The sequence below is a fragment of the Bacillus cereus group sp. MYBK227-1 genome (assembly GCF_051916325.1).
GTDB classification, from domain to species: domain Bacteria; phylum Bacillota; class Bacilli; order Bacillales; family Bacillaceae_G; genus Bacillus_A; species Bacillus_A cereus.
Genome location: NZ_JBQAGK010000001.1, coordinates 1009888 through 1030013, shown reverse-complemented (window position 1 = coordinate 1030013; position 20126 = coordinate 1009888). Strand labels below are relative to the sequence as shown.

The window sequence follows — 20126 nt, the reverse complement described above, 5'->3', positions numbered from 1 at the left end:
TTGTGTAGATTTACAAACCCAATATAGAAACACTTACAACATATAAATCAGTTTATATGTAATTCATTCTTTATTGCTTTTCCTGTAGTAACGATAACAAAGCCGTTCAATAAGAAACATGAAACATCGTCTAAAAGCTATTCAAATACCCCTCATAAACAAAAGATACTGTTCATAAGGGGTATGTATTCAATTTAAGTTTATAAAAATCGGATGGAAACACTGCAAGTTCTCACTTATTTAGAATAAGAGAAAAGATGATGTTTTATTTGTTCAATAAAATAATGATGGTGTATATTATCGTTAGATACGCGACTTGCCATAATAGCTCCCTCCATTGAAGATGCAAGAAAAGAAGCGAGCGATATAATATCTATATCTTCTTTAAGTTCTTGTTTCTCTATTCCTTCTTTTATGAGAGAAGCCATTAACATTACTGTATCATCATAACCTTTTGCTGCTGCTTTTTGTAATTCTGGAAATACTCCAGTACTTTCAATTGCGCTATTAAGTAATGGACAGCCTCCAGCAATAGGAGGATTATTAGCTGCATCTTGATATACAAGGAAAATTGCAAGAATTTTATCGATTGCTGTCTTTTTATTTTCCATTGCTTTATGAAAATGACTCCACATAATCTCACCACTTTTGTCATAGGCAGCAAGGACAATTTCTTCTTTACTTTTGAATCTACGATAAATAGATCCTTTAGGTAGTTCAGTAGCTGTCATTATATCCTGTATGGATGTGCGAGTTATCCCATTAGTATTAAATAAATATAAAGATGTTTCAATAATTTTTTCTTTAATCTTATCAACTTTAGTCATACTTTGTAATCCTCCTAATAAAAACGAGCTTAATATTCCAGGTGATATTTACCATCTATTTTCTTGAATTTTTTTGTAAGTATAAATAAGTTTGGAACAAAAATATATTATCCATCCCTATATTATGTGAACCTCAAACCATACAGTTTGAAAAGAGGTAATCAAATTGTATTACCTATATCATTAAAATGAATTTTCTGTCAAAATTAACATGTCCAATTATTTAATTCAGTCCTGTTATACAACTAATTTCACCTACAATCGTAGAAGGTGTAAAAATATATAGTTAATTTTAACGTATAGACTATGATTATTATATATAATTTTTATTAATATGTTTAGCTAAAGTGTTTGAACTACTCCCACTTTCACTTCGTATATTAGGATATCTCCCGCAGTCCTTGCAGTTAAAAGCCTTATCACTTCATTCTATAAAAAGCTAATTGTCAAAAATTAATGAGTACTGAAATTTGCTTGTAAATAAGCAACTGAGATATAAATATATTTGTTATTTACCATTTTTATTTTATTAATAATTTATAAAAGGGGTTTAAAAAACTAGAAACTTATAGTATCATTAGTTTCCGAACCGAACGGTCCGGTTCGGTATTAAATAAATATATTTTAGAAGGAGAACCTAATGCAACAAGAAAAATCAAAGATTCTAAGTAATTTCATTATGGAGGTAATAAAGTGAGCTTTATAAAAATGAATACAAAAGAACTTGTTATGCTAATAGTTTATATACTGTTTGCACTACTTCAAATTGGCTTGTTCATATTATTTGGCATCTCCCTTTTAACTAACAGCAACTTAGTTGAATCAGAATTTGCTCTTAGTGCCATCGGTTTGACTGTACCTGCTATTGTAGGAATCATTTTCTTTAGGAAAGAAATTATTGAAAGTTTTACTTATTTTAAAGAGAAAACAATTTTGAAAATAGTAAGCATTCCTATGGTAGTTTTACTTATGATAATTGTGGAAAATTCTATTATGCATTTTCTAAATACAGGTCAGCCAGAGAACCAAGAACAGATCCTTACAAATGGCGCAGAGATGCCTATTATATTCACATTACTTCTATTTGGGATTATAGGACCAATAATTGAAGAAATTATATTTCGTCATATATTAGTAAATCGTTTTTCGGAATATGTTGGTACTGCTATTGCATCCATCGTTTCGATTATAATTTTTGCAGGTCTTCATTCAAATCAACTTTCGGATCTTGCTATATATTTACCTGGCACAGTGATGCTTACTGCGGCTTATCTTATTTCTAATAGATCCCTTGCATATGTTATAGCGATACATATGTTAAACAATTTTATTCCTTTTATTTAATTGCATATGTCATAACAAGACATATGTAATTGAAGGTTTTGATGCAAAAATACTCTATGTTTCTATCGAGTATTTTTGGCACCAGAACCACTTTTTCTAAGGCATAAGAAATCTTATCAAAACTACAACTTATTAGGAGAGTGTCAGTCATGATTGTAACAACAACTTCTGGAATTCAAGGTAAAGAAATTATTGAGTATATTGATATTGTAAATGGTGAAGCTATTATGGGTGCAAACATTGTCCGCGATTTATTCGCTTCAGTTCGTGATGTTGTCGGTGGCCGTGCTGGTGCTTATGAAAGTAAGCTAAAAGACGCTCGTGATATTGCAATGGACGAAATGAAAGAACTTGCAAAACAAAAAGGTGCGAACGCTATCGTCGGCATTGACGTAGATTACGAAGTTGTACGTGATGGAATGTTAATGGTTGCTGTCAGTGGTACAGCTGTACGTATATAAGTAAATAAAAAAACGGTTCCTCCCTTGGAATTTATACTTTGAGGAGGGGCCTGGTTCTGTTGCAGATTTTAAAGAATAAAAAGAGATGTTGATAAAGCATTATACGTCGAAAAAACACAGTTTGAGTGTAAACTGTGTTTTTTTATATAGAAGCCTCATCCCATCACTATCAAGCTAAAATTTTGTGTTAACTTATAAAAAATGTACATTTTTTACTTTGGGGTAATTTTGAATCCTTAAGCTTATGGGCATGTGCTGGTACCCTCTAATACTGTACAAATTTTTTATAAATGGTTGTAAGGTTCTACGTTTTTGACCATTCTGTACAACGATAACTTTGGTTTATTGATTTCACCTGTAATCTGGTAGCCTATCCTCTGATACAATTTAATGGCAAGTTGGTTCTCTTTCTTTACCGTTAGAGAGCATTTGGCAAAGCCTTGCAGCGAAGCTTGTTCCTCAGCAAACTCAATTAATCTGGTACCTATCCCTAGTCCTCGACTTTCGGGCAGTAAGGCAATTGTTCCGATGTGAAACTCGTCATCTTCTCCCTCCCTCAAGGTAAACATGGAATAAAGCATTTTGATATTCAGAATGTTATAAACAACAAAACCCAGCTTTCGGAACGAAAGCAGCTGTTTAAAAGTGGGCCAGGCAAGACGATTTAAAACGGGTATGGGATAGCAAGTAATCATCCCTAAAGTTTTCCCGTCCATTTGAGCTTCATAGGCGTATTGATGACTAAAACGGTTGTTCTCCTGCCGCCATAGCTTACAAAATGTCCAATCGACTGTGTTCTTCTCCTCAGATCCTGCAAGTGGAAACGCCATGTATTCCAATGCCATTACATTTAGCTGGGCGCCGACCATGGATTGATGAACAGCCTTTACAATAGAGATTTTATTCATTATCCTATTGCTCCTTTTCACTTTCTATATTATTAATATTAATTATCATGGATTTGAATCAGTTCACTTCCCTCTCAATTCATCCTTAGCTTTGAAACCATAATAAAATGTATTTAAAACAAGCTCTGCAGCAGATTTTTTAGCCACATTTCCTTCATGTACCTGTTCCCAGGTATGGAAAAGCAGAGCATAAAGCGTATTCAAAATCCATTCACTGCTAACTGTTTGCTGAAAGTAACCTCTTTGTTGTAGCAATTCAATAACGCGTCTTAAGGGTTCCCTCAGCTTCTCTTCTGCTTCACCTAATTCTTTGTTGTTAAATACAGATGCATCATGACCTAGAAAATAGATTTTGTCACCTAAAGGGATTAACGCTTCAATGAGTTCCGGGATATAGTTTTCGCTTCTTTCCTCATCCAGTGGAATCTGGTTTACAGTATCACTTACCAGTTGTATAGCCCGATGGCCCAAGAACAGCATCAATTTCTCCCTGCTTTCGACGTAGCGATGGAGTGTAGCAATTCCAATTCCCGCATATTCCGCAATTTCATTCATCGAAGCAGTAGGATTTTCAACAAGCAATATAGTAGCTGAATCAAGAATTGCATTAAATCTCGCTTCCTTCAACGCTGACAAGTCTTTCTTCATCGTCAATCTCTCCCTTTTTCTATATAAAGTCGTCATTTTTGATAGATAAATATATCATTTGATATTATAATAAACAATCTCAAATAAAGTGTCCAGCTGCTGAATGTAGCTTTTCAAAAAGAATTATATTCCTGAAACTGATAGTACTTTGAATGTTTCATTTTTAGTATTTCATTATTTAGATAACGATGAAGAAATTAAATTCTTTAATGTAATAAATACAAGAGCCAAAGGAAATGGTACGAGTTACTTTCTGCATAAAGTTATCGGTTTATTTTAAAATTCACTTCCGGGTATTGGGTTATCAGCCTTTTAAGGGTTGAGCCGTCATCCTTCTGTTTTACATACTGGTCAAAAAATGCCAGGCTGAATTCGTTAATAATACGATGAACTTCCTTTGGATTTTCACCTGGGCTCTGCAACAGAGGTGAGAACAAATGTAAATCGGTAAAGCTTGTATGATCCGTATGAGGAATGACCATTGACATACCACCGCCAGCTAACCCGCGTCCGTATCGCTCCCTCACTTCAAAGGGATCTGCTTCATCAGGCTCTTCTGCATTCATGAGCAGAAATGGTTTTCCAATGCCACTTTCAGGCAAGATTTCACCATACAATGTACCATCCATATTGATAGCTGCTTTGACACGAGAATCTTTTGCAAGTATTTGTGCTGCGGTAGCTCCACCGTAAGAGTGGCCAAACATTCCAATTCGCGAGGTATCCAGTCTTCCTGTAAAGAAACCGGTCTCATCGTTTTCGTTAAGTTTCTCTATCTGATTAAGGACAAAGCTGACATCTTCCTCCCATAATTTTATGTGACTATCTCCTTCATCAGTTAAATTGATGGGCTGTACGTAAGCAGTTCGACCACCTGGAAAGACGGTAGCTGCAGCATCAAAGGTATGATCGATACTTAGAACAATATATCCTTGACTAGCCAACTCCTCAACTTGAAACGTGTTTTGATTACGAAAACCATTAAAACCATGAGAGAAGAGTAATATGGGATAGTGATTCTCTGAGTCTGAGAGTTGTAAATCCATAAACGAGTGAGACTTTACCAATTCCATGTGGCTGAATGCAAATGCAGGAATAGACAATGTTTTTTCCAATCCCTTGGAGAGCTCATTTATGTTACGAATATAAGGTTCTGGATCCCCCTTGCTTTTTTCAGCTGCAGGATACCAAATTTGCACCATCAGTTCGCGCCGATCGTTTGGATTTTTTGAATATGGTTCATTTCTCTGATGATCAACCCAATGATATAGCTTCGTACCGACCCTATGTGGACCAGTTGGTTCTTCAAATGAAAATACTGGCATAAGTAAGGGTAACGCAACTGCTACAGACAAATAGATACATAGTAACGAAGTCTTAACTATGAATATACCCGAACTTCTAAAGCCCTTTTTCCGCCCAGCTAATAAATAGCATAAAATTAAGATAACTGGGGATACATATGCCGGAATCATCTGCCACCTAAAACCTTCTGCCAATAACTGAACTGTAACCATTACAACGGCAATCAAAGTAGCTAATTTAGACCACTTTTTCGTTTCTCTGCCTATTAACAGTATCCAACTCAATAGACTAAAATTCACTACTATCAAAACAACTTCCCAGAAATTCATTGGCCTATCTCCTTTGCATGCATTTTATTTCTAATTAAAGAGGTAGTTTTCAGCCTAAGCAAAAGCAGATGAAACACCTATATAGTTGCACCAATTATGCTTAGTAACCGTTTCATCCACTCTACTCCTTTATTCAAATTAAAAACTTAAAATGCCCAGCTACCTTTACAGAAAATTGGTTCTACAGTTCCATCTGGTAGAATACCGTCGATGTCCATCTCACTGCTGCCAATCATAAAGTCCTCATGTGTTACTGAAATATTTGCCCCTAACGTTTCAAGCTGATCGTTTTCTAAATCTCTTCCACCCTCTAAGCAAGTTGGATAAGCTTTACCAATCGCTAAATGGTTGGATGCATTTTCATCAAACAATGTATTAAAATATAAAATTCCCGATGCTGAAATTGGTGATTCATGTGGTACAAGTGCTACTTCACCTAAATAGCAAGAGCCTTCATCCACATTAATAAGCTCTTGTAATAAATCATGTCCTACCTGTGCTTCAGCTTTAACAATTTTTCCTTCTTCAAATGTCAGTTTAAAGCCATCGATAATATTCCCTTGATAAACTAATGGTTTTGTATTGCTTACATAGCCATTTACACCTTGTTTCATCGGTAACGTATAAACCTCTTCTGTCGGCATATTAGCCATAAAGATAGTATCATCAGGAGTTTTACCACCTCCAGTAACCCATTTATGCTGTGGTGCTAATGCAATTGTTAAATCAGTACCTGGCGCTGTATAGTGAAGCTTCATATATTTTTTATCGTTCAGTAGGACCGCACGAGATTCTAAATTTGTTACATGTTCACGCCATTTTTCAATAGTACTGCCTTCACCAATACGAACAGCTTTAAAAATAGCCTCCCATAATGCTGGTACTTGATCCTCTGCTGCTAAATCCGGGAACACCTTCGATGCCCACTTTGGTGAAGGAACTGCTACCATCGACCAAGCTATTGAATCCTTCATTACGGCGTTGCGATTGTTTCTCAGAGCAGCTCCTGCTACCTTTTGATAGGTAGCTAGACGATCAGATGAAATACCTGTAAATTTATCAGGATCTGTAGCATCTATCATTAATAGTGCTCCTTTACGTTCGATCAGCTCATCATTCATTTTGACTATCCACTCTGGGAAGCGATTAAATTCTTCATCTGAGGCATAATCAAAGTAAGCACGTTCCATTTCTTCATCCGAAAAATTAACATGAACACGCCCTGCCCCAGCCTTATAAGCCTCTTTCACAACTATACGGGCGAAATCCAATGCATCCACTGATGTATTGACTAATAAGTATTGCCCTGGTTGAATATTGACACCGATTTTCACCGTAAGTTCTGCATATGCTTGTAATTTTTCTTCAAAAGTCATATTATTTACCTCGCTTTTATTAAATTGGTTTTGAATTCCCCTCACTAACTTACTTTCTGAACAAGTTTTCTCAGAATTTCCATTTCCCATTTTTTATTAGAACATGATAACAACTAATGGATTTTTTCTACTACTCATATATTTAATTTCTAAACTTTGATTCAATTAATATTGATTTGTTTTTCAAAAAATCTAATCGAAGGGTATCAAACACTACATAAAGTTATAGAGTTCTTTATTGTGAAAGCTCACTCATTTCTTCCCAATCTTTTCAATGCTGCTGTACCTAAAGACTTACCATCAATGGGGCGTTTAACATTCTCAATCACTCCTTTATCTTTACAAAAGCATTTTTGATAGATAAATATATCATTTGACATAAGATTAAATCATTTTAAATGAATTATCAAGCCATAAAATTTAATTTTTAAAAAATTCGGTAAAAAACCATATAAAAATAGATTCTATCAAAGGGAACGATAACGAAAAGATTTTTATACACACATGGATAAAACACATGACAAACTTATATATAATTGCAAGTTCAACTCTCACAAAAAACAGGATAAAAAAATAAACAGCAGAACTAGTCCACTGTTTACTTCGCCACGCCTTCATGTAATTTTTCTGTATAATCCTTTACATCTTTCCAGCTATCTTTCGCTGTATGTAAATCTTCTTTTATAAACGTAAACTCTTCCGGACTAATTCCTTTTACGTTTTGTAGTAAATTATTATATTTTGCACCTACTGTATACCATTGATTTGATATGTTTTGTAGTGCTGTAATTGCTGCATCAATTGTTTCTGTCATGTTTGTTGTTTTATTTTTTACATCAGTCAAAATTAAGACTTCTGCTTGCGCTCCTGAAATTCTATCTTTTAAATTAGCGATTTCTCTTTCTGCATTTGCGATATCTTTTTTCGCAACCGCGATCATTGGCCCGCCAGCAAGACATGTTATTAATGCTACACAAAGTACGCCACCAGCAATGACCATATCATTACTCTTTTTAATCGAATCGTTATATGTATTTATTTGTTGCTCTAGAGCTGGAATACCAGCATTCGTACTTGCCAATATCGCTGTTAACTGATTTGTATCTTCTTTGAAACTATTTGTATCTTTCGCCATTCTATTGCGAAAAGCTTTCAAATTTCCTAATAATCCATCTACCTCATTTTGATTCTTTACAATATCTGCATACAACTTTTCTAAATCCGCTTTTAATTTTCCGCTATCCTTTTGATCAATCGCTATTAACATGTCATTATAATACGATTGAAAAGTATTATTGTAATTTATAATATTTTGATCTGTTTTCATAATTTGAGGCTTCATATTATTTAACCAATATGCTGCATTAATTTTTGCATCTCTTTGATGCTGAATCATATTTCCTTTAAATTCACTATTAATCGAACTTATTTTACTTAAATCCGTCTCTTGTTGATTTTGAATTAATTTTGCATATGAATCCATTGCAAATATGCTTGATGTCGTTTGTGCCATTACATCTTGGAATCCTGCTGGTCCAAGAGAATAGTTTTTCACATTTTCTTGTAGCACCGTTACATTTTGTTCTGCTGCAAAAGGATGTAAAGGAAATGCGTTACTCGTTGCCACCCCAGCAATCATTACCGCTAAAAGACATTTTTTATAAAATCGTTTCTGCATATTTTTCACCTATTCTCTTTATAAGGATATCAAAAGCTCCTGCTCACAACTGAACAGGAGCTTCAAATCATTCATCAACACTTAACGCCCTAACGATTCGTATTCGATTATGCTTTTTTCGTATCTACTACTTTAATATCTTCAGCATAAATCTTTTCTGCATAGTCTTTAATGTTTTTCCAGCTATCTTTCGCAATGTTTAAATCTTCTTTAATGAAAACAAGATCGTTTGGACTAATTGAATCCACATTTTGAAGTAAAGAATTGTATTTTGATCCCATTGTGTACCATTGGTTTGAAATATTTTGTAACGCTGTAATTGCAGTATCAATTGTATTTGTTAAATACTCTGTTTGTGTTTTAATGTTCGTTAATCCTGCTACTTCTAATTGCGCAGTTGTAACTTGTCCTGTTATCTTTTGAATTTCTGCTTGTGCATTATCAAGCTCTTTCTTCGCTAATACGATTCCAGCTGTACCACCGCCTACAGCTGCTGCACCACCTGCAATTAATGCTACTCCTAGCGGTGTTCCTGCACCCGTAGCAATAACTACTGCACCACCGATAATTGCAATTGGTCCTAGAGCTGTCGCAACAGATGAACCGATAATAATTGCATTATATTTACTAATCGCTTCATTGTACGTTGTAATTTGATTTTGCAGAAGCGGAATTCCTGCATCTTGACTAGCTAATATAGATGTAATTTGATTTGCATCACCCTTGAAGTTTTGCGTATCCGAAGTCATTTTATTTCGGAATTTCTTCAAGTCTTCTACTAACTGATCCACTTGCGCTTTATTTTCATTAATACTACTTGATAATCTAGTTAAGCCTTTCGTAAGAGTCGCTTTATCCTTTGCATCAACTGCAGCAACTAAAGTATCATAATAGTTTTGGAATTTCGTATTGTAGTTAATGATATTTTGATTCGTTGAAATAAGCTGTGGTTTTAATACATCTAACCATTGCTTCGCATTTCCTCTAGCTGTATCTTGGTGCTGAATTACTTTCCCTTTTAAAGCCGCATCAACAGACGATACATTTCCAAAGTTAACATTACCTTGTTTAATAATTGTTAAAGCGTACAGATCCATTACTAAAGCATTTGAACCTGTTCTTTCCATTGCATCTTTCAAGCCTTCTGGTCCTAATGAGTATTCTTCATAGTCATTATAAGCTTTTGCTACCGCATGAACTGGAGCTTGTTTCACTGTACTTTCAGCTGCATACGTATGAGCCGGCATAATATTTCCTGCTGCAAATACTGCCATCAGTGCTGATAGAGCCATTACTTTATAAGGTTTTTTTGTCATTTTTCTTCTCTCCCTATATCGCTAATTATTTTTCTGTTTAATGTACTTCAACGTTTGTAACGTAATCTTCAAATTGATTTGTTTGCTTATTCATTTCATCACTTACTTTTTTAATTTGATTGAAATGTTTTTGAAGTAAACTACTGTCTGTATACGTACCTTCTTCAACATTTGTTTGAATTTGAATCATATTATTATTTAAAACTTTCCAATCCGTTAATAACGTTTCTAAAGTTGTAATTTGACGATCAATTAATTCTGTAAAGCTATTTACTTGATCTTCAACGAATGTAATTTGAGTCGCCTCTGCTTCAGTTTGTGATAACTTTTGAATAAGTGGTAATAACTCTTTTTGCTTTTGTTGAATGCGAAGAGCTGCTTCTCTCGTTTGACTATCTGCAGCATTTACAATTTCATTACTTAAAGTACCGATAGAAACAAAATCGATTGTTTTCGTTTGTGCAGTTTGATTTGTGATTGTAAATACTTGTTTACCGATATTAATAGAACCTTTAATGATTTCTTGAGGTCTATTCAAAATAGTAGTTAGTTCAGCTTGAATTTCCCCTTGAATTCTTTTAATATCTTCTCTTAATTTCACAATATCTCCACTTGATCCTTGCAGTGTTTTTATTGCTTCATCGGCTTTAATTGATAAGTTGTTACTATCTTTGTCTAATACTGTTTTAAATCGATTTAACTCTAATAAATCTTGCTCCATACTCTCTTGGATGCTTTGTACTTGCAATTGTAATTTTCCATATGCACTCATAAAATCTGCTTTTGCTTGCTGATCTTCATTTACGTTTCCTGCTAGTTCATAGAGCTTACTATAATAGCTATTAAATCTAGTGCTGTATCTCATCATTTCTTGATTTAAGTCAATTAGCTTCGGATTATATTCATCAATCCATTCTCGTACATTCGCCTTTGCAAACTTTTGATGATTCGTTAAGCTACTCATCGCATTTACCTTAATGTCTGGCTGTTGCAAGATAATTAATCCGTATGCTTGAATAAGCGGTGATTGTGATCCTAACATTCTAATTGAATTGGATAATGTATTTGGAGCAATTACATTTTGCGCATATACTGTTTTCACTTCTGTTTGCCCCTCCTTAGCGTAAGCGCTTACAGGAATGAAGCAACTCGTAGATACTGCTGTAACCAATAACCCTGTAATTAAAGTCTTTTTCACTTTAACTCCTCCTATGTATTAGCAACTATTACTATCGCATTTTATTATTCTATTTTCTTGCCCATAATTTGAGATGATTAAAATAGAGAACGTTCTCACCGTGATCCATGTATGAACCACCTCTCTCGTATTGCTACAGTACTTACTTATCGTCACAAAACATTTTATTATTTTTCATATGTGTTTAGTATGAATAATATTGTATAAATTTTCTATTTTATAGAAATTCCCACATTCACATAGTGAATATATTACGTAAAAATATTATTCATTTCAAACTAAACAACATGCGTAAATATGAAATTTCGTTTTGTTTTCATATATGTTTTGTACTGTAAGGTCATTTAAACACAGCTGTTTATATAACGTAAAGAAGTATTTTCATTCCCTTTATTTTCAAGCTTTCATGTCCTTATTTCAAAATATAATCCGATTCACTTTATTGATTGAAATATCTACATATCACAACAGAAAACACTACTTGCAAATAACCGATAAAATTATATCGATATAATTTTTAAACTCATATGCAATTATGCATAGCATATACACAAAAAGGATAGCTTCATTTTCACGAAGCTATCCTTCAAAAATCTTCTTATTTTTTCAAATGATATGGAACTGTCGTAATAACAACATTTCTTTTATAAAGTAAATACGCACGTATGAGTAAACTGGATTGATTATGAAGAATGTTATGCCAACCTTTTTTCGGAATGAACTGTGGTATAACGACCGTAACGCGGTAATTCGATTCACTTGCCTTATATTGCACTGTATCAATGAACTTCGTTAACGGCTGAATAATACTTCTATAATGAGAATGTAATGTAACAAGCCTTACTTCAGGTTGCCACACCTTCCATTTCTCTTCAAATTTCTTTTCCTCTTCTCTGTCAAAAGCAACATATACAGCGATAACTTGATCTGCAGAAAGTGATTTCGCATAGTTCAATGAATTTTCTACTACATGCGTCATACCTGCTACAGGAACGACAATTACATTCCCCTCAATTGGAATAAGAGGTTCACAAGTTTTTAAACTTAATTGATCACCCACTGCATCATAATGCTTCTTAATTCGATGAAACAAGAAGATAATAGCAGGTAAGAAAATAAGAATCGACCAAACTTGTGCAAATTTAGTTAAAAAGAACATGCTCATTACGATAAAACTAATAACTGCACCAATTAAATTAACCGTTAATTTTAAAACCCATCCTTCAGGTTTTTCGCGAAGCCACTTTAATACCATCCCTGTTTGAGAAAGTGTAAATGGAATAAATACCCCTACTGCATATAACGGAATTAAATGTTCTGTTTGTCCTTGGAAAGCTACAATTAAAATAATCGAAGCAACTCCAAGTATTATAATACCGTTTGAGTAACCTAGACGGTCTCCTCTAATCGTAAACATTCTCGGTATGAATTTATCTTTTGCGAGGTTAACCGCTAATAAAGGAAATGCAGAATAGCCTGTATTAGCTGCGAGAATTAATATTAAAGCTGTTGTACCTTGTATGAAATAGTACATGAAATTACGTCCAAATGTTTGTTCAGCAATTTGAGAAACAACTGTTACTTCTTTACTCGGCGTTACTCCGTAATAATAAGCTAAAAATACAATTCCTGAAAATAACACAGCAAGTAATGCACCCATTGCAAGCAATGTTTTTGCAGCATTGTTTGGCGCAGGATCTTTAAAGTTCGGAATTGCGTTTGAAATTGCTTCAACACCTGTTAAAGCAGAACTACCTGATGCAAATGCTCTTAACAGTAAAAACAAACTAATACCCGCAACCGGCGTTCCGATCGGCGTGTGTAAAGTTGGTGAAACGTGACCAGTCAAAATATTATATATGCCTACACCAATTAATATAAATAGGGCTAAAACAAATAAATAAACAGGATATGCTAAAACAGAAGCTGATTCCGTTACTCCTCTTAAATTTAAGATCGTAATAAATATAACAAATATAATCGCAATGATTACATTATGTGCATGTAAACTAGGAAAAGCAGATGTTAGCGCATCTGTACCTGCAGATACACTTACCGCAACAGTTAAAATATAGTCGACTAATAAAGATCCTCCAGCAATTAAGCCTGGATTCATCCCTAAATTTTCTTTTGATACAACATACGCTCCCCCGCCATGCGGATAAGCAAAAATAATTTGACGATAAGATAAAATAAGGGCTGTCAATAATACTAATACCCCAACAGCGATCGGAATGGAATACCAATAAGCGATCGCTCCCACACCTGCTAAAGCAATTAAAATTTGTTCTGGACCGTAAGCAACTGATGACAATGCGTCAGAAGATAAAATAGCTAAAGCTTTCGTTTTATTAAGCTTTTGTTCTCCAAGCTCTGTTGATTTTAACGGTCTTCCAATTAAAAATCTTTTAATAGATGAAACCAATGCTGTCCACTCTCCAATAATTTTGTACGAACTTTTCTGCTTGTTACAGCCAGTAAACGATTTCTTCAGAAAACAAAAAATGTCTACAAGCCATAGCGAAATAGACTTGTAGACATTATTTTTTTTGTCGCACAAGCTCCACCTTCCTTCTCAATATAACGCTTACGAGGTTAGCTGTCGGATTCGGGCCTATGAGTAGCCCTACCTTTTTCAAGGATTCACCCCATCGGATTATGTACTAATCCGTAAAAACGGGTCCCCCGTACCATGCGGTTTCAGCGATTTAGAAAATTGAAACTGTGGATTATAATACTCCTTTATTTTCAAAAAGTAAACAAAAATTTTTAATAAGAAAAAAATTAAAATGATTGCGCATAATCCGCTGAGAAATATACATAATGAATATTAAAAATCCGCAAAGGAGACCCATATGTCTAAAGAAAAGAAGCCTATTTTTTCCGATTCATATTTAGATGCAGTAGCAAATGAAATTAATCAGTTATATGGTAAACGTGAACAGGAAATAAATTTGACAGATAGAACGAAAAGAAATAAATAATTTGTCATACAAAAAAATAAAAAAGATAGCAATACACTTATATATTGCTATCTTTTTTATTTTTTCATACATCTAATTCTATTACAGATTTGTTAAAGGTCATCTCTTCATACACCTTTAAATTTTGATATATAGATTCTAATAATGGTGCCGCTATAGAAAATTTCTCTGCTACATCCAGTAAATATCCTTGCAAGTGCTTCCCTTCAATAAACGAACCCTTTTCCATATCACGTTGCATTGATGACTTCATATCATACGAAATTTTATCAATCGTTTTCATATGTTCCTGGGCAATATTAGCCTTTACTGGAGCTCCTAATACTCTCATGATTTGTACAGATTCCTCAAACACATTACGGATAAAATCACGGCCGCCTTCACTTTCACGGATTGGTCCAATTGGTGCACGCATTAACGTTGTCACACCTGACATTACAGTAATAAATAAATATTTATGCCACATATCTTGCGTAATATTTTCACTTAAAACAAAACTAGATTTCGTACCTGAAAATGCTTTAGAAATATGCTTTACTCTCTCTGAATTTTGAGACTTAATTTCTCCAAACACAAGTCTGTTGGCAGCGCTGGTTTGTACAATTTCTCCTTGATCGTTTAACGTCGTCTCGATAAAGCATAAACCGCCAATTACTTTTTCTTCGCCGAATTCTTTTTGTAATAGCGATAAATGAGCGATACCATTTAACAATGGAATGATTACAGTATTTTCGCCAACAAACGGCTTCAAATCTTGAATTGCCTCGTTTAAGTGATACGCTTTTGTTGAAAATAAAATAACATCAAATGGAGAAGTTCGCTCTTCTTTCGTTATTAATTTCGGTCGGAAGGAAAAATCCCCGTTAACACTTCGGATTACAAGTCCTCTTTCCTCTAATTGTTTTTTCCGTTTACTACGGACAAGAAACGTGACATCTTCTCCCTTTTCGACTAATCTGCCACCAAAAAATCCTCCGACTCCACCAGCGCCTAATACTAAAATCCGCATACAGCATCCCCCTTTTCAAAATAAAATTTTATAACTTTTAGTATACATAACATTATACATGTCCTCTGCTAAATAAGCTGAATTTTCACTCTCAATTGAGTATAAAAGAGTGGTTATTTTCAAATAAATTTGGGCATGTTGTTTCTATAGCATATATGGAAAGGACACAATGTAGATGGAGGCAATACAATCAATTGAGGAAAAAGGTGTAGCAACAGCTATATTTCAATTTATATTCCCGTTTTCGTTTAAAGCTGGATATGAACAAGAGATGTTCCCTTTCTTACAAAAAAACGATTTTCGTCCTTTTCGGCTCGATCATCTCGATGATGAAAATACATATTATGGGGAGTTTAAAGTTTCACATCAAAATATGGAAGCATACTATCTTTCATTTACAAATAAAATTCTCTTTCCTCACTCAGAGCATCAAAAGGGCTTGCAACGTTATTCAAAGGACCTTAACTTAACTGGACATTTAACAACAAACCGTATTTCAATCCCATTCAAGATACACTCTATTGATGTCACACTTTGTCCTTATGAACTTGGCTTCTTAACAATTCGAACAGAAGTAAACACTGCTCCAAACATGACTTTATCTGAAGCAATCGAATTCGCTGCTCGCTTCCGTGTACTTGAAACTAAAAATGATACAAATGAAACTATTTGTATTGAATGTAACGGAAAAAAGTATTCCCAAGTTGAAAAATTCATTTTTGGTTATTTATTTCATGGCGTAACTGATTTCTTTGAAAAGAAGAGATTAAGAAGTTCATACTTTCAAACCTTCCCTTTCTTCGAAGACCAAAGAATGTACGTCCAAACTTTATTGTCACTAAAAGAAGGTATGGAGCTTAATGAAGTGGATGTTTATCGTACTTCTAGTCTTTCCGGATTAACAAGTGATGGTAAGCCATATGTGAGCGCAAATAACCTTCCTTACATTCATGACTATTTAAAAAAACACGCTTACCAGAGATGGGCTCCAAATCGTTATTTCATAATGGAAGAACATATTTTTACATGTGTAACAAATGAAGGAGAACGTAAAATCGCTAAACTTGCTAGTCAAATGTACGGAGAATTTTATTACGCTTTATTATTAAACCTATTCCATAAAATTGTTTTATTAAAAATGGCTAACGCCTATGCTGAGCTAAACATTGAACAAGATACTAATGAAATAGAGAAATTAATTTATTCGATCAATTCGTTCACTGCTAATTATTTTTCTTTAGAATTAGTATCCCAATCACAAAGTGAAGATATTTTCTTTCGTTTAAGAAAACTTTTTAATATTGAGGTTCTATACTCGAACGCGAAACAAAATCTTGATAGTTTGTTTAAATATCAAGAAAATGTCGCCTCTAAAAAAGATAGCCTCTTATTGTTAATTTTAACGCTCTACTCTGTAGTGGGCCAAATGTTAGGGTTTACTATGATTGACCTTTTAAGAAACACCGATTCAAACAAAATATCGTCACCTCTTGAATTTTTCGCTCTATTAATTGCGATTAGCGGCATTGTCATTTCACTTATTTTAGGAGCCCAAAGTTTATACCAATGGGGTCTACAACATAAACGAAGAAAAGCTTGGGTAAAACAAACTGTACTTTCTGCCGTTAAAGAGAAAGAAGATAAAAATTAAAAAAGGTTATTTTCAAATTCTTGGTGCGCTGCAGTAAGTGAAATTTTTATGAGCGATTTTCCGATTATATCGGCGCAACTCGAAATATATCAGCGATTTTTTTAATATATCGACTTACCGACAAATGACAGGACCGGATAATAAAAAAAGGGTGCTCCAAAATAAAACTTGGAGTACCCCTTTTATTATACGAATTCAGTTTACTTCCCTGCTTCGATTTGCTCTAATGCAGCAGCTACTTGCTCTTCCGTTAATTCATGTTGTATTACGTAGCGGTTACGTGGACTTACACGACATTCATGAGAACATGCACGTAAATATTTCGCTTCGTTTTCTTCAGAACATAAAATTTTCTTATTACATTCTGGATTTGAACAGTTTACATAGCGCTCACAAGGTTCACCTGTAAAGTGGTCTTTACCAACGATAACATGTTCTTTTTGGTTTACTGGTACAGCAATACGCTCATCGAACACGTAACATTGTCCATCCCAAAGCTCACCTTGTACCTCTGGGTCTTTTCCGTACGTTACAATTCCGCCGTGAAGCTGACTTACATCTTCATAGCCTTCACGAACTAACCAACCAGAAAACTTCTCACAACGAATTCCGCCTGTACAATAAGTTAAAATCTTTTTACCTTCAAGTACTTCTTTATTTTCACGAATCCAATCTGGTAATTCACGGAATGATTCGATATCAGGTTTAATCGCACCTTTGAAGTGACCTAAATCAAACTCATAATCATTTCGTGCATCAATGATAACTGTATCTTCTTGTTTCATTGCTTCATAAAAATCTTTTGGCTCTAAATACTTCCCAGTTATTTCGTGTGGGTTAATGTCATCTTCTAGACGAAGTGTAACTAACTCTGGACGAGGACGCACGTGCATTTTCTTGAATGCATGACCATCAGCTTCATCTATTTTAAATACGATACCGTCAAAACGTGGATCATTGTTCATTGCTTCCATGTATTTCTCTGTTTGTTCTACAGTTCCAGAACAAGTTCCGTTAATACCTTCTTTCGCTACAAGAATTCTTCCTTTTAATTCAAGTGAATTACAAAATTCTAAATGCTCTGCCGCGAATTCTTCTGGGTTTTCAATTGTTGTGTACATGTAATATAGTAATACTCTGTATGGTTTTGTAGTTGCCAATGTATTTCTACCACCTATCTAATTTTTAAAATCATGTATAAGTTAACGTTCATATCAAAACATATATAATAAGAAAATGAATCCCATTTTCTTTTCTTTATACTATTTTCTATCAGTTAACAAAAATAAAAAACAAGATTACACATCAAAACACTATGGTTATGTTGTAATCCCAATATATTATATATCATACAAATGCAATTCCATCAATTAATATGCTGGATTATCGGCTTTATGTTCACATAAATTTCAAAATTGACCCTTTAATTTATTATGTTTCCCCACGTCATCACACCATAAACTCCCAATTTATTTTACGTTATCACACCATCCATTGCATAAAGGCATATAATTTGCATTAAGGAAACTTTCGTGTTCAAATGAAATTATCATATAACATATCTAAATGTATTGAAATAATGAGTAAGAATAAATACAATAATTTCATCAAGTTAACATTTTAAAGGGGAAAACTACTATGAATAAAGATATAACAAAAGATGAACATCTCCCTTCTGAAAGTACAACCGTACAATCAGCTCACTTAGCTTTAAGTGGAGAAACAAAAGGCTGGAAAAGACTGTTACCATTTTTAGGACCCGCTTTTATAGCGTCCGTTGCTTATATTGATCCTGGCAACTTTGCTACAAATATCGCAGCTGGTTCACAATATGGATATTTACTATTATGGGTTATACTCGCCTCTAACTTAATGGCTGTATTAATCCAAACTTTATCAGCTAAATTAGGAATTGCTACAGGAAACAATTTACCCGAAATAGCTCGTGAAAACTTTCCAAAGCCTGTGTCTATCGGTTTATGGATACAAGGTGAACTAGTTATTATGGCTACAGATTTAGCGGAATTTATTGGAGCTGCATTGGGGCTTTACTTACTATTTGGAATCCCGATGCTACCTGCCGCTTTAATTACAGCAGCCGGATCATTTATTATCCTTGAATTTCAACGTAGAGGATTTCGTCCACTAGAAGCTATTATTACAGGAATGATTTTCATTGTAGTAATTGCTTTTGGGATTCAAGTTTTTTATGCAAAACCAGAATTAAGTCCCCTTCTTTCAGGACTATTTATTCCAAAATTCCAAGGTGTAGACAGTATATTACTTGCAGCAGGGATTTTAGGTGCGACAGTTATGCCGCATGCAATATACTTGCATTCTGCATTAACACAACGCCGTGTGGTCGGAACAACTGACGAACAAAAGAAAAAGATTTTTCGTTTCGAATTTATCGATATTATTATTGCAATGGTTATTGCTGGAGCAATTAATGCAAGTATGTTAATTGTTGCTGCTGCACTATTCTTTAAAAACGGCTTGCACGTTGAAGATTTAGATGTTGCTTACACTCAATTTACCAACTTAGTAGGTCCTGTATCAGCTGCTTTGTTTGGAATTGGGCTCTTATCAGCAGGGCTATCTAGCTCTTCTGTCGGTACAATGTCGGGTGATATTATTATGCAAGGTTTCATTCGCATGCATATTCCGTTATACTTACGCCGATTTATTACAATGATTCCACCATTAGTTATTATCGCTTTAGGTGTAAATCCAACTTACGCTCTAGTCATGAGCCAAGTCGTCTTATCATTCGGTATTGCATTTGCACTAGTGCCACTTATTATGTTTACAAGTAACAAAAAGATTATGGGTGCACTCGTTAACCACCGTATAACAACATTTATCGCTTGGATAATTGCAGCACTCGTTATCGTTTTAAATATCTTCTTACTGTATCAAACATTTGTAGGGTAATGAAAAAAGGGTATTCCAATTTTAATTTGGAGTACCCTTTTTTTCATTATTTGTATTAATCCTATAAAGTCTTTTTAAAATAAATTTTACAATCTATTTCCAGCCAATAACTTCCTTACACCTTGAATAATCTTTATTTTCAGATTAAATTATATAAT

At 34.2% G+C, this 20126-nt stretch carries 16 protein-coding genes and 1 riboswitch; of the genes, 5 read left to right on the top strand and 11 right to left on the bottom strand.

Annotated elements, in window-relative coordinates; all coding sequences use genetic code 11:
* Positions 1–236: 236 nt before the first annotated feature.
* Positions 237–827, bottom strand: coding sequence for a TetR/AcrR family transcriptional regulator (locus ACTFRM_RS05515; protein ID WP_000169640.1), 591 nt, complete (start codon positions 825–827; stop codon positions 237–239).
* Between the two features lie 693 nt (positions 828–1520).
* Here ACTFRM_RS05515 and ACTFRM_RS05510 point away from each other — a divergent pair.
* Together ACTFRM_RS05510 and ACTFRM_RS05505 are read left to right on the top strand one after the other, a co-directional pair.
* Positions 1521–2171 (top strand): CPBP family glutamic-type intramembrane protease, encoded by a 651-nt coding sequence (locus ACTFRM_RS05510; RefSeq protein WP_000008141.1) that lies wholly within the window; start codon positions 1521–1523, stop codon positions 2169–2171.
* Between the two features lie 149 nt (positions 2172–2320).
* Positions 2321–2632: a heavy metal-binding domain-containing protein gene (locus ACTFRM_RS05505; RefSeq protein ID WP_000637505.1), complete on the top strand. Its 312-nt coding sequence runs from the start codon at positions 2321–2323 to the stop codon at positions 2630–2632.
* Positions 2633–2916: 284 nt separating this feature from the next.
* Here ACTFRM_RS05505 and ACTFRM_RS05500 read toward each other — a convergent pair whose 3' ends face one another.
* The 8 genes from ACTFRM_RS05500 to ACTFRM_RS05465 form a co-directional block, all read right to left on the bottom strand.
* Positions 2917–3540, bottom strand: a complete 624-nt coding sequence (locus ACTFRM_RS05500; RefSeq protein ID WP_001033857.1) for a GNAT family N-acetyltransferase — start codon at positions 3538–3540, stop codon at positions 2917–2919.
* Between the two features lie 63 nt (positions 3541–3603).
* Positions 3604–4188 (bottom strand): TetR/AcrR family transcriptional regulator, encoded by a 585-nt coding sequence (locus tag ACTFRM_RS05495; protein WP_000710981.1) that lies wholly within the window; start codon positions 4186–4188, stop codon positions 3604–3606.
* 263 nt (positions 4189–4451) lie between these two features.
* A complete protein-coding gene (locus ACTFRM_RS05490) occupies positions 4452–5822 on the bottom strand; it encodes an alpha/beta hydrolase family protein (RefSeq protein WP_001012297.1) in 1371 nt (456 codons plus the stop codon).
* A 146-nt stretch (positions 5823–5968) separates the two neighbouring features.
* A complete protein-coding gene (locus ACTFRM_RS05485) occupies positions 5969–7198 on the bottom strand; it encodes an aminopeptidase (protein WP_088362310.1) in 1230 nt (409 codons plus the stop codon).
* Positions 7199–7796: 598 nt separating this feature from the next.
* Positions 7797–8876 (bottom strand): non-hemolytic enterotoxin NHE subunit C, encoded by a 1080-nt coding sequence (gene nheC / locus ACTFRM_RS05480; protein ID WP_001171994.1) that lies wholly within the window; start codon positions 8874–8876, stop codon positions 7797–7799.
* Between the two features lie 107 nt (positions 8877–8983).
* Positions 8984–10192: a non-hemolytic enterotoxin NHE subunit B gene (nheB, locus tag ACTFRM_RS05475; RefSeq protein ID WP_000162968.1), complete on the bottom strand. Its 1209-nt coding sequence runs from the start codon at positions 10190–10192 to the stop codon at positions 8984–8986.
* Between the two features lie 37 nt (positions 10193–10229).
* Complete coding sequence (gene nheA / locus ACTFRM_RS05470) at positions 10230–11390, bottom strand: non-hemolytic enterotoxin NHE subunit A (RefSeq protein WP_000751828.1); 1161 nt, start codon at positions 11388–11390, stop codon at positions 10230–10232.
* A gap of 598 nt (positions 11391–11988) precedes the next feature.
* Positions 11989–13815 (bottom strand): APC family permease, encoded by a 1827-nt coding sequence (locus ACTFRM_RS05465; RefSeq protein WP_000254901.1) that lies wholly within the window; start codon positions 13813–13815, stop codon positions 11989–11991.
* 144 nt (positions 13816–13959) lie between these two features.
* Positions 13960–14106: riboswitch (cyclic di-AMP (ydaO/yuaA leader) on the bottom strand.
* A gap of 139 nt (positions 14107–14245) precedes the next feature.
* Here ACTFRM_RS05465 and ACTFRM_RS05460 point away from each other — a divergent pair.
* Entirely contained in the window at positions 14246–14374 is a 129-nt protein-coding gene (locus tag ACTFRM_RS05460) for a hypothetical protein (RefSeq protein ID WP_000031873.1), read from the top strand.
* Between the two features lie 64 nt (positions 14375–14438).
* On the opposite strand, the gene panE is transcribed toward ACTFRM_RS05460, so the two are convergent.
* A complete protein-coding gene (panE, locus tag ACTFRM_RS05455; protein ID WP_001221912.1) occupies positions 14439–15383 on the bottom strand; it encodes a 2-dehydropantoate 2-reductase in 945 nt (314 codons plus the stop codon).
* Between the two features lie 175 nt (positions 15384–15558).
* Here panE and ACTFRM_RS05450 point away from each other — a divergent pair, with 175 nt between their 5' ends.
* Positions 15559–17034 (top strand): hypothetical protein, encoded by a 1476-nt coding sequence (locus ACTFRM_RS05450; protein ID WP_000387437.1) that lies wholly within the window; start codon positions 15559–15561, stop codon positions 17032–17034.
* A gap of 200 nt (positions 17035–17234) precedes the next feature.
* On the opposite strand, the gene trhO is transcribed toward ACTFRM_RS05450, so the two are convergent.
* On the bottom strand, positions 17235–18194 hold the full coding sequence (trhO, locus tag ACTFRM_RS05445) for an oxygen-dependent tRNA uridine(34) hydroxylase TrhO (protein WP_000246231.1): 960 nt from the start codon (positions 18192–18194) through the stop codon (positions 17235–17237).
* 478 nt (positions 18195–18672) lie between these two features.
* Between trhO and ACTFRM_RS05440 the strand changes: the two genes are divergently transcribed.
* Entirely contained in the window at positions 18673–19968 is a 1296-nt protein-coding gene (locus ACTFRM_RS05440) for an Nramp family divalent metal transporter (protein WP_001030679.1), read from the top strand.
* Positions 19969–20126: the final 158 nt, after the last annotated feature.

What these genes read in the sequence shown, in the direction of transcription:
- ACTFRM_RS05515 (WP_000169640.1), bottom strand. Translation starts at nt 827, where the DNA reads ATGACTAAAGTTGATAAGATTAAAGAAAAAATTATTGAAACATCTTTA.
- ACTFRM_RS05505 (WP_000637505.1), top strand. Translation starts at nt 2,321, where the DNA reads ATGATTGTAACAACAACTTCTGGAATTCAAGGTAAAGAAATTATTGAG.
- ACTFRM_RS05500 (WP_001033857.1), bottom strand. Translation starts at nt 3,540, where the DNA reads ATGAATAAAATCTCTATTGTAAAGGCTGTTCATCAATCCATGGTCGGC.
- ACTFRM_RS05495 (WP_000710981.1), bottom strand. Translation starts at nt 4,188, where the DNA reads ATGAAGAAAGACTTGTCAGCGTTGAAGGAAGCGAGATTTAATGCAATT.
- ACTFRM_RS05490 (WP_001012297.1), bottom strand. Translation starts at nt 5,822, where the DNA reads ATGAATTTCTGGGAAGTTGTTTTGATAGTAGTGAATTTTAGTCTATTG.
- ACTFRM_RS05485 (WP_088362310.1), bottom strand. Translation starts at nt 7,198, where the DNA reads ATGACTTTTGAAGAAAAATTACAAGCATATGCAGAACTTACGGTGAAA.
- nheC (WP_001171994.1), bottom strand. Translation starts at nt 8,876, where the DNA reads ATGCAGAAACGATTTTATAAAAAATGTCTTTTAGCGGTAATGATTGCT.
- nheB (WP_000162968.1), bottom strand. Translation starts at nt 10,192, where the DNA reads ATGACAAAAAAACCTTATAAAGTAATGGCTCTATCAGCACTGATGGCA.
- ACTFRM_RS05460 (WP_000031873.1), top strand. Translation starts at nt 14,246, where the DNA reads ATGTCTAAAGAAAAGAAGCCTATTTTTTCCGATTCATATTTAGATGCA.
- panE (WP_001221912.1), bottom strand. Translation starts at nt 15,383, where the DNA reads ATGCGGATTTTAGTATTAGGCGCTGGTGGAGTCGGAGGATTTTTTGGT.
- ACTFRM_RS05450 (WP_000387437.1), top strand. Translation starts at nt 15,559, where the DNA reads ATGGAGGCAATACAATCAATTGAGGAAAAAGGTGTAGCAACAGCTATA.
- ACTFRM_RS05440 (WP_001030679.1), top strand. Translation starts at nt 18,673, where the DNA reads ATGAATAAAGATATAACAAAAGATGAACATCTCCCTTCTGAAAGTACA.